The organism is Bradyrhizobium sp. SZCCHNS1022 (assembly GCF_032484835.1).
In the GTDB taxonomy this organism is placed as follows: Bacteria; Pseudomonadota; Alphaproteobacteria; order Rhizobiales; family Xanthobacteraceae; genus Bradyrhizobium.
Genome location: NZ_JAUETT010000001.1, coordinates 2,529,580 through 2,542,607 on the forward strand (window position 1 = coordinate 2,529,580; position 13,028 = coordinate 2,542,607).

16 protein-coding genes are annotated in these 13,028 nt (G+C 65.1%); 13 read left to right on the forward strand and 3 right to left on the reverse strand.

Going from position 1 to position 13,028, the window contains the following annotated elements; genetic code table 11:
• The first annotated feature begins 169 nt into the window (after positions 1-169).
• Together QX071_RS11415 and QX071_RS11420 are read left to right on the forward strand one after the other, a co-directional pair.
• Positions 170-952: a creatininase family protein gene (locus QX071_RS11415; protein WP_315700718.1), complete on the forward strand. Its 783-nt coding sequence runs from the start codon at positions 170-172 to the stop codon at positions 950-952.
• Between the two features lie 108 nt (positions 953-1,060).
• The gene (locus QX071_RS11420) at positions 1,061-1,306 is read left to right on the forward strand and encodes a hypothetical protein (protein WP_315700717.1); all 246 of its coding nucleotides are present in this window, start codon (positions 1,061-1,063) and stop codon (positions 1,304-1,306) included.
• A 43-nt stretch (positions 1,307-1,349) separates the two neighbouring features.
• On the opposite strand, the gene QX071_RS11425 is transcribed toward QX071_RS11420, so the two are convergent.
• Together QX071_RS11425 and QX071_RS11430 are read right to left on the reverse strand one after the other, a co-directional pair.
• Positions 1,350-1,538, reverse strand: coding sequence for a hypothetical protein (locus QX071_RS11425; RefSeq protein WP_315700716.1), 189 nt, complete (start codon positions 1,536-1,538; stop codon positions 1,350-1,352).
• A gap of 567 nt (positions 1,539-2,105) precedes the next feature.
• Entirely contained in the window at positions 2,106-2,261 is a 156-nt protein-coding gene (locus tag QX071_RS11430) for a hypothetical protein (protein WP_315700715.1), read from the reverse strand.
• A 176-nt stretch (positions 2,262-2,437) separates the two neighbouring features.
• On the opposite strand from QX071_RS11430, the gene QX071_RS11435 reads away from it, so the two are divergent.
• From QX071_RS11435 to QX071_RS11465, 7 genes are all read left to right on the forward strand, one after another.
• Positions 2,438-3,013, forward strand: coding sequence for a cytochrome c oxidase subunit 3 (locus QX071_RS11435; RefSeq protein WP_315700714.1), 576 nt, complete (start codon positions 2,438-2,440; stop codon positions 3,011-3,013).
• 3 nt (positions 3,014-3,016) lie between these two features.
• Positions 3,017-3,292 carry a cytochrome C oxidase subunit IV family protein gene (locus QX071_RS11440; RefSeq protein WP_315700713.1) on the forward strand — a complete coding sequence of 92 codons (276 nt, stop codon included), beginning with the start codon at positions 3,017-3,019 and terminating at the stop codon, positions 3,290-3,292.
• Between the two features lie 124 nt (positions 3,293-3,416).
• Positions 3,417-3,869, forward strand: a complete 453-nt coding sequence (locus tag QX071_RS11445) for a cytochrome c (RefSeq protein WP_315700712.1) — start codon at positions 3,417-3,419, stop codon at positions 3,867-3,869.
• Between the two features lie 39 nt (positions 3,870-3,908).
• A complete protein-coding gene (locus QX071_RS11450; protein ID WP_315700711.1) occupies positions 3,909-5,255 on the forward strand; it encodes a cbb3-type cytochrome c oxidase subunit I in 1,347 nt (448 codons plus the stop codon).
• A gap of 59 nt (positions 5,256-5,314) precedes the next feature.
• Entirely contained in the window at positions 5,315-6,127 is an 813-nt protein-coding gene (locus QX071_RS11455; RefSeq protein ID WP_315700710.1) for a CbbQ/NirQ/NorQ/GpvN family protein, read from the forward strand.
• 3 nt (positions 6,128-6,130) lie between these two features.
• Complete coding sequence (locus QX071_RS11460; RefSeq protein WP_315700709.1) at positions 6,131-8,044, forward strand: nitric oxide reductase activation protein NorD; 1,914 nt, start codon at positions 6,131-6,133, stop codon at positions 8,042-8,044.
• 250 nt (positions 8,045-8,294) lie between these two features.
• Complete coding sequence (locus QX071_RS11465) at positions 8,295-8,483, forward strand: hypothetical protein (RefSeq protein ID WP_315700708.1); 189 nt, start codon at positions 8,295-8,297, stop codon at positions 8,481-8,483.
• A 6-nt stretch (positions 8,484-8,489) separates the two neighbouring features.
• On the opposite strand, the gene QX071_RS11470 is transcribed toward QX071_RS11465, so the two are convergent.
• Positions 8,490-9,440: a LysR family transcriptional regulator gene (locus tag QX071_RS11470; RefSeq protein WP_315700707.1), complete on the reverse strand. Its 951-nt coding sequence runs from the start codon at positions 9,438-9,440 to the stop codon at positions 8,490-8,492.
• A 173-nt stretch (positions 9,441-9,613) separates the two neighbouring features.
• Here QX071_RS11470 and QX071_RS11475 point away from each other — a divergent pair, with 173 nt between their 5' ends.
• From QX071_RS11475 to QX071_RS11490, 4 genes are read left to right on the forward strand one after another with little or no spacing between them, the layout of a single operon-like run.
• Positions 9,614-10,558, forward strand: a complete 945-nt coding sequence (locus QX071_RS11475; RefSeq protein WP_315728438.1) for an N-carbamoyl-D-amino-acid hydrolase — start codon at positions 9,614-9,616, stop codon at positions 10,556-10,558.
• Positions 10,559-10,580: 22 nt separating this feature from the next.
• A complete protein-coding gene (locus QX071_RS11480; protein WP_315703068.1) occupies positions 10,581-11,405 on the forward strand; it encodes an ABC transporter substrate-binding protein in 825 nt (274 codons plus the stop codon).
• Entirely contained in the window at positions 11,402-12,259 is an 858-nt protein-coding gene (locus QX071_RS11485) for an amino acid ABC transporter permease (RefSeq protein WP_315700705.1), read from the forward strand. The genes QX071_RS11480 and QX071_RS11485 overlap by 4 nt, the downstream gene beginning before the upstream one ends.
• Positions 12,256-13,020 carry an amino acid ABC transporter ATP-binding protein gene (locus QX071_RS11490; RefSeq protein WP_315700704.1) on the forward strand — a complete coding sequence of 255 codons (765 nt, stop codon included), beginning with the start codon at positions 12,256-12,258 and terminating at the stop codon, positions 13,018-13,020. The genes QX071_RS11485 and QX071_RS11490 overlap by 4 nt, the downstream gene beginning before the upstream one ends.
• Positions 13,021-13,028 lie beyond the last annotated feature (8 nt).

The window sequence follows — 13,028 nt, forward strand, 5'->3', positions numbered from 1 at the left end:
GCTCGGGGGTCTCCTGCGCTTGCAAAAGACGTGAGGACCGCCGCCTTGGCGGCGCGATGGCTCTTCGACGATTCGGCGCATCGTATATAACGATGGGCAACGAAGGCCGGTGAGGGGCGACGAAGGCGCGTACCGACCGTATTCCGCAATCCGACCAGTCGAGCACGCCATGACCGAAAATGCCTGGAACAGAATGTCTGCCGAGCGCCTGCGGGCGCTGGCCACAGCGGACGCAATCGTCCTGCTGCCGGTCGGATCGACCGAGCAGCATGGGCCGCATCTGCCGACCGGCGTCGACGATTTCCTCTGCAGCGAGGTCTGCCGGCGCGTTGCGGTGCAGCTTGCGCCGGACTGTCCGGTCGTAGTCGCGCCGACGCTGTGGTGCGGTCTTGCCGACCATCACGTCGCGTTCGGCGGCACCTTCAGCCTGAGCCTTGCGACCTATTACGCCGTACTCAAGGATCTCTGCCGATCGATCCTCAATGCCGGCTTTCGCCGCATCGTCATCGTCAATGGTCATGGCGGCAACATCCAGGCGCTGGCGACCTTCACCGGCGAGCTGACGCGCGAGCTGAATGCGCCGATCGCAACGGTGACTTATTTCATGGAAGGACGCGAGGGGATGCGTGGCCTTTTGGAGGACCAGGACGGCGTGATGCACGCCTGCGAGGCCGAGACATCGATGATGATGGCGGTTCATCCTGCCCTCGTCGACGCGGGCCGGCTCGGTGAAGCGCATGGGCCGAAATTCGACATCATGGGCTCCCTGGTGCCCGAGCTGAAGATGTTCCGCTCCTTTGCCGAGCTCACGCCATCCGGCGTGGCCGGGGATGCGCGCAAGGCCTCCGCCGAAAAGGGCAGGCAGCTGCTCGATGCCTGCACCGCCGCGCTTGCTGCGCGTCTCAGGGCAGGGGAGCCATGGGCGCCGGCTCGCCAGGGGATAAGACAGTGAGTTCTGCTGTGGCGACGATCTCGTGGGGAGCGCCGACGCGGTTGCGGGAATAGGCCGGCGGGAACGATTGCGGCCGCGGTCCGTTCTTGCTCGAAGGAGCGCTGCCTCATGCGAGCAGGATCGATTGCAGCCATCGCGGCAATGTTGGTCATTCTGGCCGGTGCGGTGGCCTTCGCCTATCTCGGGCTGACGACGCCGGGTGAGCCGATGCCGACCCAGGGCTGGATCGCGCTCACGCTCGGTGTCGTGTTCTCGTTGATCGTGGGCATCGGACTGATGGCGCTGGTATTTTATAGCAGCCGCCATGGCTACGACGAGCAGGCGCAGTACAGGCCCGAGAACCGCCGCGACTAGGCTGATAGCCGCTGACGCGGTATCAGGCGGTTCGGTCGCGCGGTCACACCGGCCGCGGCGGATGTTCGGTGCGCGGGTGGCGTTCGTGCAGCAGTCTCGCCAGATCATGGCGCAGTTCGTTGCGATCGCGCATCGCGGTCTCGAACAGCGCTTCCTGAATGTCCCGCGGCATGTCGCCCCAGACGCTGATCGCGGCCTGGCCGAGCAACTGGGCGAATCTTGTTTCGTCCATGTGGCACCTCCGAGGCTCTTACGTCCGGGCACCATAAATGTTCCCAATACCGGAAGTTCCTGTTGATGGGCGAGCAAGACCCCTCTCGCGGCGCCGTGCGCCCGAGTTGATCAGGAGGTTCACCCTGCTCGCATGCGAGAGGGTGCAGGGAATGCCGGGTGAAGGCCTCACCCATGGCCCGCCTGCAGAAAAGAAAGCAGGCGGCAGTTACCACAGGTGCAGCCGATCAACCGGCATTCCCTGCGCGATGGTTTTAACGCTTATACGTGATCTCCCCGGGGACCGGCTTGATTGCCCCCGCTGCGCATGACGCTTTCGCGTCAGCACGACCTCAGCACCGGGAGGTCAGGACCACACGATTTCACGTCCGCATCGGCGTTGTTCGTCGGCGCGATCAGATCACGCTGCAACTCCAACACGGCCATCGCATCCCCGCCTCACGTGTCGTGACGATCGGCCGAAACGTCCCTCTGCTCGAGGCGGGATGCACGGAATGATCGTCGTGATTTGCCCGACGCGGCAAGAGAAAACCTCTGCGGCAGATTGGCACGACGGGCAATCCCGCGATCATTGCGTGGTGAACAGCACGACCGCAATCGCGACCGAGAGCGCGACGGCGGAGACGGTGCCGGTCGTCGACAGCACGCCGATGCGCCGGAGAGCTGCTGCAAAGACGATGATGATGGGTGTGACCGTGATGAGCCCCCATTGCGCTTCGCTCATGACTCCGTCCGCCGTTCCTTGATCCGTTGCTGCGGCTCTTATCGCATCTCTCTGCGCGGCAATTTGCGCCCCAGCAACGATCCGGACCGTTCGCTGCCGTCCCCGTGTTTGTGCTCCGACAAAGAGGCGCCTCGCCACGAGCGCTAGCCTCCTGGCGTCGGGAAGCGGAGAGAGCGATGTCGGCGGTTGACTGCGAACTGGAACAAGAGAGCTGGGGGGGCTTCGACGGGCTGCCCGGCGATCCCATGATGTGGGTGCTGATCGGCAGCGAGCTCGTCGCCTTCGGCCTTTTGCTCGGCGCGTTCGCGGTCGCGCATGTCGTCAATCCCGCATCGTTCGCGTCCGGGCAGGCGGTGCTCGACGTCCGCTTGGCGGGACTCAACACGATCGTGCTGGTCACGAGCGGCTGGGCCGCGGCGCGGGGAACCGCAGCCGCGGGTGCGGCCAGGCCGGGCCGTTCGCGTCGCTTCTTGTTGCTGGCGATGGCGCTTGGCGCCGCCTTCATCGCCATCAAGCTCACCGAATATCGCGGTGAGATCGCCGGCGGCGCTGTGCTGGATAGCGGTCCGTTCTTTACGTTGTACTTCCTGCTGACCGGCTTTCACTTGCTGCATGTGTTGCTCGGCATCGTCATCATCGCCGTCGTCTGCCGCCGCGCGCAGCCCACGCACGTCGAGACCGCGACTGCGTTCTGGCACATGGTCGACCTAGTCTGGGTCGTCATGTTCCCAATGCTCTATCTGGTGCGGTGAGCCATGTTCCATCTCGATCGGCTGGATGTCGCCTGGATCATGCTGCTCGGCCTCGCGGTCGCAACCATCGCGATCTTCTCGAGCGCCGGCGACGCGCTGCTTGGCAATACGGGCAATGCGCTCGTGCTGACCCTGGCCGCGATCAAGGGCCGCAAGATCATCCTCGACTATCTCGATCTGCGTGCAGCACCGGCGCTGTGGCGCGGCCTGATCACGACCTGGGTCGTCGCGGTGACGGCGTTCGCCTGGGCGACAGCTGCGCTGCGCACCTTCATCTGAGAGACTTCCATCTGAGAGGCTTCCCACGCCATCGCCGCGCTGATTGCGCCGCGACAAAGAACCGGCCGGGCGCGTCGGTAGACTGCTTCAGCACCTCGACTCCTCCAACCGGAAAGGACGTGTCATGGCTGAACGCCTGACCAAGTCGGCCGCCAGAAACGTGTTCTATGGCGGTTCGGCCTTCTTCTTCGTGATCTTTCTCGCGCTCACGGCGCACAGCCATTACTACATGGTCACGACCTCGACCAACGCCTCGACGCTGACCGCCTCCGTCGCGCGGGGCAAGCATGTGTGGGAGAGGAATTCCTGCATCAACTGTCACACGCTGCTGGGCGAGGGCGCCTATTTCGCGCCGGAGGTCGGCAATGTCTGGGACCGTTGGGGCGGCAGGGAGGACCCTGCGGCCGCGCGCGAGATGCTGAAATCCTGGATGCAGTCTCAGCCTTCCGGCGCGCCGGGCCGCCGGCAGATGCCGCAGTTCAATCTCTCCGACCAGGAGCTGAACGATCTCGCCGACTTCCTGCAATGGACCGACAGCATCAAGCGCCAGGACTGGCCGCCGAACAAGGCGGGTTGAGTCGGATCCCGTCCTCCCTCCACACAGAGAGCCTCATCGATGAAATACGAAACCCAGAAGGTCGCGATGCTGTATTTCTACGGCGCGCTGACGCTTTTCCTCGCCCAGGTCGCGTTCGGCGTGCTGGCCGGCACCATCTATGTGCTGCCGAATACGCTGTCGGTGATCCTGCCGTTCAACATCGTGCGCATGATCCACACCAACGCGCTGATCGTGTGGTCGCTGATCGGCTTCATGGGCGCGACCTATTTCCTGCTGCCCGAGGAAACCGAGACCGAGCTGTACAGCCCGCTGCTGGCGAAGATCCAGTTCTGGCTGTTCTTCGGCGCCGCGGGCGCCGCCGTGGTCGGCTATCTCTTCCATGTCCACGAGGGGCGCGAATTCCTCGAGCAGCCGTTCCCGATCAAGATCGGCATCGTCGTGGTCTGCCTGATGTTCCTGTTCAACGTCACGATGACGGCGCTGAAGGGACGCAAGACGACGGTGACCAACATCCTGCTGTTCGGCCTGTGGGGCGTTGCGATCTTCTTCCTGTTCGCCTTCTACAACCCGGCCAATCTCGCGGTCGACAAGATGTACTGGTGGTACATCGTCCATCTCTGGGTCGAGGGCGTCTGGGAGCTGATCATGGCCTCGGTGCTGGCCTTCCTGATGATCAAGCTGAACGGCATCGATCGCGAGGTGGTCGAGAAGTGGCTCTACGTCATCATCGGGCTGGCGCTGTTCTCCGGCATCCTCGGCACCGGTCACCACTTCTACTGGATCGGCGCTCCCGGCTATTGGCAATGGATCGGCTCCCTGTTCTCGACGCTCGAGGTCGCGCCCTTCTTCACCATGGTGATCTTCACCGTGCAGATGACCTTGAAGGCGGGGCGCAGGCATCCGAACCGGGCGGCGCTGCTCTGGTCGGTCGGCTGCTCGGTGATGGCCTTCCTCGGCGCCGGCGTCTGGGGCTTCCTGCACACCCTGTCGAGCGTGAACTACTACACCCATGGCACCCAGATCACCGCCGCCCATGGCCATCTCGCCTTCTTCGGCGCCTATGTGATGCTCAACCTCGCGGTCGTGGCCTACGCGGTGCCGCAGCTGAGGCAGCGCGCGCCCTATAATCAGTGGCTCTCGATCGCGAGCTTCTGGATCATGTGCACGGCGATGATGGTGATGACCTTCGCGCTTACCTTTGCCGGCATCATCCAGGTGCATCTGCAGCGCGTGCTCGGCCAGAGCTACATGGACGTGCAGGATCAGCTTGCGATGTTCTACTGGGTCCGGCTTGGCTCCGGCGTGTTCGTCGCGATCTCGGCCTTGATGTTCGTCTGGGCCGTACTGGTGCCGGGCCGCGCCAAGCAGCCGGCGATCTCCGGCGCGCTGCAGCCGGCCGAATGACAAGCGGCAGGCGGCCGCATTGCCGCGGCCGCCTGTATCCCCGATCGCGGAGAATGATGATGAAAGCCGCCCTTCACGCCGTCGAAGCCTCGACGCTCGACCTCCCGGCCTACACGCCGAGCGGCAATGAATGTGCATTGTTCGAACACGCCTGGCGGCATCGGCTGCCGGTGCTGTTGAAGGGCCCGACCGGCTGCGGCAAGACCCGCTTCGTCGGCCATATGGCGGCGCGGCTCGGCCTGCCGCTGCATACGGTGGCCTGCCACGACGATCTCACGGCCGCCGATCTCACCGGCCGCTATCTGCTGAAGGGCGGCGACACGGTCTGGACCGATGGACCATTGACCCGGGCGGTGCGCGAAGGCGGCATCTGCTATCTCGATGAGGTCGTGGAGGCGCGCAAGGACGTGACTGTCGTGCTGCATCCCCTGACCGACGACCGCCGCATCCTGCCGCTGGAGCGCACCGGTGAGGAACTGGTCGCGCCTGACGGCTTCATGCTGGTGGTCTCCTACAATCCCGGTTACCAGAGCCTGCACAAGGCGCTGAAGCCATCGACGCGGCAGCGCTTCATCGCGATCGAGTTCGGCTTCCTGCCGGCCGACCAGGAGATTGCGGTAGTGGCGTCGGAGAGCGGGCTGGCGCCTGAGCGGGTGCGGCCGCTGGTTGCGCTTGCTCATCGCCTCCGCGCCCTGCAGGGGCACGACCTGGAGGAGGGGGTCTCGACCCGGCTGCTGGTCTATTGCGCGACGCTGGTGGCGGCGGGAACGTCGGTGAAAGAAGCGGTGCTCGCGGGCATGATCGAGCCGCTGACCGACGATGCCGAGGTCAAGATGGCGCTGCGCGAGGTTGCTCATGCGGTGATTGGGTGAGCCATGCTCGACTTCCTCGAACTGGAGGAGACGGTCGGACGGGCCTGGCACCGCCTCGTCGGCGCGACTGCAAGCTATCCGGTTCACGCCGAGCATGCGGTGGCGCTCGCCGACATCCAGGGCCAGATCGCGGTGATGTTCCGCGCGCTCGGCGGCGAGACGGGCGTGCAGATCGCGCCAGCCAAGGCGCGCAAATCCGGCCACCGACTCGGCTGGCGTCAGCGCATCGGGCTGGGTGACGAATGTCTCGATCAGCCCGGGCGCGACGGCGCCACCATATTTCTTCCGGAGTGCATCGCGCTGTTTCCGGACGCTGATCTCAACGCGATGCTGTATCGCTGGCTCGCCGCGTGGTTTGCGACCGGGCCGTCGCCTGGCCTCGATGCGCTTGATCCGCTGCAGCGTGATCTCTCGACGCTGCGGCGGGCCTGCGGGATCACGGCGCTGGTCATTGCGCGTTTTCCAGGGCTCGCCACGCCGTATGCGCGACTCGCTCAGGCGATGGCGGTTGCGCGGCCGCGTCGGCCGCTGCCTCGCGTCGAACAGGAGGTCGAACACATCGTGATGGCGCTGCTCAGCAGCGGCGGTTCGTCCGAGCGCGCGCTGTGGGACGCCGCAATGCGGTCGCGCGAATTGCCTGGCCGCGCGCCGCCCGGCTATCAGGCGATGTTGCCCTGTCCGCTGTGGGGCGATTGCTGGTCCCGCGAGGCCGTCCCTGTGCAGGCCGACGATGACGATCTCCTCGCACCGAGCGAGGAGGCCACAGCACCGGACCCGCGCAAGCGCTTCGCCACGCGCGAGCGCGACGATGCGGCCAAGCGCGATCCCTTCATCCTCAATCGCTTCGAGAAGATCATGGCCATGGCGGAGATGGTCAATGTCGATCGTCCGTCCGACGACAGCGAAGACGAGGACGCGCGCAAGGCGGCCGATGACCTCGATGAACTCGCGATCTCCAGGTGCAAGGGCAAGCCGGCCACCAAGCTGAAATTCGATCTCGACCTGCCGCCCGAGGCTGTCGATCCCTCCCGGCTCGCCAGCGGCCGGCTCTATCCGGAATGGAACTATCGCAGCGGCAACTACATGGCCGATCATTGCCGCGTGGTCGCCGGCGATGCGCCGGAGACCGGCGAGAGCTGGATGCCGGATGATGCCATGCGCCGCCGCATCCGCCAGGTACGGCGGAGATTTGAGGCGCTCAGGCCGCGACACGAGGTGATGCGCGCCCAGGACGACGGCCATGATCTCGACCTCGATGCGCTGGTCCGCGCACGCTGCGATCTGCGGGCCGGAAGCGGCGCGCTGGATCGGGTGCATCTGGCGATGCGTCCCCAGGGACACGATCTCGCCGTCACCCTGCTGGTCGACGTCTCGCTGTCGACGGATGCCTGGGTCGATGGCTATCGCGTGCTCGACGTCGAGAAGGAGGCGCTGCTGGTGCTGGCCCATGGACTTGCGGCCTGCGGCGACACCAACAGCATTCTCACCTTCACCTCGCGCCGGCGCGACTGGGTGCGTGTCGAAACCGTCAAGGGATTCGGCGAGCCGATGAGTGCGCAGGTCGAGCGGCGAATCGGCGCGCTGCGGCCCGGCTATTACACCCGGATCGGTGCCGCCGTGCGTCACGCCGCGGCGGAACTGTCAGGGCAGCCGCAGCGCAAGCGCCTGCTGCTGGTTCTGACCGACGGCAAGCCGAACGACGTCGATCATTATGAAGGCCGCTTCGCCGTCGAAGACACGCGCAAGGCGGTGCAGGAGGCGCGGCGGCAGGGTGTCTCGGTGTTCGGCGTGACCATCGATGCAGCGGCGCAATCCTATTTTCCGACGCTGTTCGGCCGCGGCGGCTACGCGATCGTCGGCAATATCCGCCGGCTGCCGGCGGCGCTGCCCGCGATCTATCGCCAGGTCGCGCATTGACGGCTCGCTGTGCTTGACATCCAGAAGTCGCTTTGCGGTCATTTACAGGCAGAGAGTGAGTCGCATCTAGCTCGGTTGTGTAGAACGCTTCTCCGCTTGCCCCTGCCGGCAGACTCACCTTAGATCGAGGTCGTTCAAAGCGCTGCCACCGCGTCCCCTCAACTCAATCGACGTCTGCAACGAAATGCCCAAGCCTGCTCAAGAGAAATCTGTCCAAGAGAAATCGGCTCAAGACAAGTCTTCCAAGGATATGTCGAAGGATCTGTCGCAGGGCGGCTACGCCGTCGTTGTCGATGGCCAGGTCAAGACCGAATTCAAGACCAAGGAAGGCGCCCAGAACGGCGCAAGGGACCTGAAGCGGCGCTTCCCGATGCTGCAGATCAAAGTCTATGACGTGGCGACCCGCCAGGAACAGGAGATCGAGCTGGCGAGGGGGTGAGCCCGGTCAAACGCGGCCGGATTCCAGTCTCGGCTGCGCCGAGGACTGGTATGCAGTCTCTGTGGATGTGCAGCCGGTCAATGTCCGGCTGGCGTTGCGCACCTCGCTGCGGAAGGTCTTGGCGAGGTTCGACAGCGGCTTGGCTTCCGACCACAACATATAGGCCGACACAGGCGTTTTCGGCGTGAAGGGACGGACCACGAGATCGTGGCCGCCCTGCTGCGGCGAGAACGGATCGACCACCGCAGCGCCGACGCCAGTCGCGGCGAGCACGCAAGCCGTGTTGCAGTAGCGCACCTCGACGCTGGGCTGGAACGTTGCACCGGCTTGGGCAAAACTTTCGCGCACGGCTTCACCGAGCCGCGTGCCGCGTTCGAGCCCGATCAGCGGAAAGCCGGCAAGATCGGCTGCCGAGATCATCAGCCGCTCCGCCAAAGGATGCTTCGGCGGCAGCACGCAGACCATTTCACCGGTATGCACCACCTCATGGGCGATGCCCGGATGATCGGATAGCCCGAGCGCGAATCCGAGCTCGGCGACATTGCCGAGCACGCCGTCGATGATTCCCTCATAACGCCGCACGTCGAAGAACACGCGCGTCTGCGGGCGCCGGCGCAGGAAGCCCGACAGCGTCGGCGGGATGATGCTGTAGGCGAGTGGCGGCGTCGCCACGATCGAGAGATGGCCGGTGCGCTGTTCGCGCAGATCGCGGACGCGGTTCTCCAGCCGCGCATGCAACGTGAAGATCGCCTCGCTCTCCTCATAGAGCGCCATCGCCTCGGCGGTCGGGAACAGCCGGTTGTTGATGCGCTCGAACAGCGTGAAGCCGGCCTGGGCTTCCATCGCCTTCAACGCGTTGCTGATCGCAGGCTGCGACAGCGCGAGCTCCTCGGCGGCGGCGACGGTGGTGCGGTGGCGAATGACCGCACGCAGGATTTCGAGCTGGCGCAGGTTCATGGGATGAACGCCTTATAAGCTGTCGTTATGGTCGCGGGCAAAATATCATAGCGCGAGGCTTTCGTGGCCCGTTGCAAAACTTGCGCCGCTTCCGCGTAATCGCCCCTCTCGCATTGCGCCAAGGGCAAGGCTGTGCCGCCTTGGAATTCAGCAATGCGCACAGATCGGAGGCAATGTTGAGTCGTATTGTCCGCGCCGCCGCTGCCCAGATGGGGCCGACCCAACGGGCCGATTCCCGCGCGCACACGCTGGCGCGCATGATCGCGCTGCTGGAGCAGGCCGCCGGCCAAGGCGCACGGCTCGTGGTGTTCCCGGAGCTGGCCTTCACCACCTTCTTCCCGCGCTGGCTCCTGGAAGACGATGCGCTCGATACGCATTTCGAGCGCAGCATGCCGAATGCGGATGTGCAATTCTTGTTCGACCGCGCCCGTACGCTCGGCGTCGGCTTTTATGTCGGCTACGCCGAACTGACCGCCGAGGGCCGGCGCTTCAATTCCTCCATCCTGGTCGATCGCGAAGGGCAGATCATCAGCAAGTACCGCAAGGTGCATCTGCCGGGCTCGGTCGAGCCGCGGCCGGGCGCCAAGTATCAGCAGCTCGAGAAGCGCTATTTCGGTTATGGCGATCTCGGCTTTCCCGCCGTGCGCACTGGGCCCGATTGGGGCCGCGCCATCATCGGCATGATGATCTGCAACGATCGTCGCTGGCCGGAATCCTGGCGCGTGCTCGGAATGCAAGGCGTCGAACTCGTCTGCATCGGCTACAACTCCGCGGCCTATGATCCGAACGGTGGCAACACCGAGGATGCATCGCTGCGCACCTTCCACTCGACGCTGGTCGCACAGGCCAACGCCTATATGAACGCGACCTGGGCCATCGCCGTGGCCAAGGCAGGCGACGAGGACGGCTCCGGGCTGATCGGCGGCTCCTGCATCGTCGATCCCAACGGGCGGATCGTTGCGCAAGCGACATCGCTCGCCGACGAGGTGATCGTGGCCGACATCGATCTCGATCTTTGCCGGCAGGGCAAGGAGAAGATGTTCAACTTCGCGGCGCATCGCCGGCCCGAGCTGTACCGCGTCATCACCGAACGCGCCGGCGCAGTCGAGCCGGCCTAGCGTTGGCGAGGGGAGGGACATGATGCGTCGTTGGTTCGGCATCTGTGTGATGGGGCTGGCTTCGCTGATATCGGCCGCAGCGGCGGCGGAACTCCCGGCCGAGATCAGGCAGTCCGGCATGTTGCGGCTGACGGTCAATTCGACCTACGCGCCGATGGAATATCGCGATCCCGCGACCAACGAGCTGAAGGGGCTCGACATCGATCTCGCCAATGAGTTGGCCAAGCGGCTCAAGCTGAAGATCGTCTGGAGCGAGACGCCGTTCGCGGAATTGATCCCCTCGCTGCAGACGAAGCGCGCCGATTTCATCATCTCAGGGATTTCGGACCGCGCGTCGCGCCGCGGGACCGCCGATTTCGTCGACTATCTCGTCACCGGCCCACAATTCTTCGTGCTCACCGAGAGCGAGGCCAAGATCGCGGCCGATCTCTGCGGCAAGAAGATCGGCACCACGCGCTCGACCAGTTTTCCGGCCGAGATCGAGAAGTGGAGCAAGGCGGTTTGCGAGGCGGCCGGCAAGCCGGCGGCGCAATATGTGCCCGGCGAGAACTCGATCGACGTGCGCAACCAGCTGAAGCAGGGCCGCATCGACGCCGCGGTGCAGGGCAGCGAGACCTTGCCCTATGCGCAGTCGCAGGAGGCCGGCAAGTATCGCATCGTCGGCGAGCCGATCGCGTACGGTTATCAGGGCATCATGGTCCGCAAGGACGACGGCGCGTTGCGCGATGTGGTGACCGAGCAGCTCAAGGCGATGATCGCCGACGGCAGCTACAAGGCGATCCTCGACACATGGGGCCTCGGCGCCAATGCGGTGCGCGAGCCGATGCTGAACGCGGCGCCGCAATGAAACGCGCCGACGCGCTGGCCGACGGCTTCCCCGATCTTACTTCGTTGCCGGTGGCCCGGCAGGCGCATTGGGGCCGCTGGATCACGGCTGCCGTGATCCTCGTCGTGCTGGTGGCGATCGGCCGTGCCTTTGCGCGCGGGCAGATCGAATGGTCCTATGTCAACCGTTTCCTGACCGCGCCGGTGATCCTGCACGGCATCGTCAACACGATGATCATGGCGGTGCTGGCGATGGCGCTCGGCATCGCACTCGGCGTCATCGTCGCGATCATGCGGCTGTCGCCCAACCCGGTGCTGAAGGCGGTCGCCGCGGGATATACGTGGCTGTTCCGCGGCACGCCGCTGATCCTGCAACTGCTGCTGTGGTTCAACCTGGCGCTGGTGTTTCCGACCATCGGCATTCCCGGGCTCTGGAGCGCGCGTGCCGTCGACGTGATGACGCCGTTCCTTGCCGCATTGCTAGGGCTCGGCATCAACCAGGGCGCCTACACGTCGGAGGTGATGCGCGCCGGGCTGCTGTCGGTCGACATCGGACAATATGAGGCGGCGCAGGCGATCGGCATGGGCCGCCTGCAGGCGCTGCGCCGGATCATCCTGCCGCAGGCGATGCGCGTCGTGCTCCCGCCGCTTGGCAACGAGTTCATTGGGCTCGTCAAGGCGACTTCGCTTGCCAGCGTGATCCAATATCCGGAAGTGCTGCACTCGGCGGAGAACATCTACTACGCCAATTCGCGTGTGATCGAGCTCTTGATCGTCGCCGGCCTCTGGTATCTGCTTGTGGTCTCCATCCTCACCCCGCTGCAGATGCTGCTGGAACGGCGCTTCGCCCGCGGCATCGTCCAGGTGGCGCGATGAACACGCCGTTGGTCGCGATCCGCAAGGTCAGCAAGCAGTTCGGCGACTTCCAGGCGCTGAAGCAGGTCTCGCTGGACGTCTGGGCCGGCGAGGTCGTGTGCCTGATCGGCAAGTCCGGCTCGGGCAAGACCACGCTGCTCCGCTGCGTCAATCAGCTGACGGCGATCGATAGCGGCGGCATCTGGCTGGACGGCGAGTTGCTCGGCTGTCGCGAGGATGCTGGTAAACTGCATCGTCTGAACGACCGGGAGATCGGGCGGCAGCGGCTGAAATGCGGCATGGTGTTCCAGCGCTTCAACCTGTTTCCGCATATGACCGCGCTCGAGAACGTCATCGAAGGGCCGGTGCAGGTGCAGCGGCGGAAGGCGGCCGAAGCGAAGCTCGAAGCGATGGAGCTGCTCCGCCGCGTCGGGCTTGCCGAGAAGGCCACATCGTATCCCTCGCAACTCTCGGGCGGCCAGCAGCAGCGTGTCGCGATCGCGCGGGCGCTGGCGATGCGGCCTCAACTCGTGCTGTTCGACGAACCGACCTCGGCGCTCGATCCGGAACTGGTCGGCGAAGTGCTCGCCGTCATGAAGGAGCTTGCGACGTCGGGCATGACTATGCTGGTGGTGACGCACGAGCTCGGCTTCGCGCGCGAGGTGGCCGATCGCGTCGTCTACATGGACCAGGGCGCGATCGTGGAGGCTGGTCCGGCCAAGGACGTGCTCAATGCGCCGCGCGAGGCGCGCACCCGCGCCTTCCTGGCTGCGGAAGTGTGAAGGGGGAT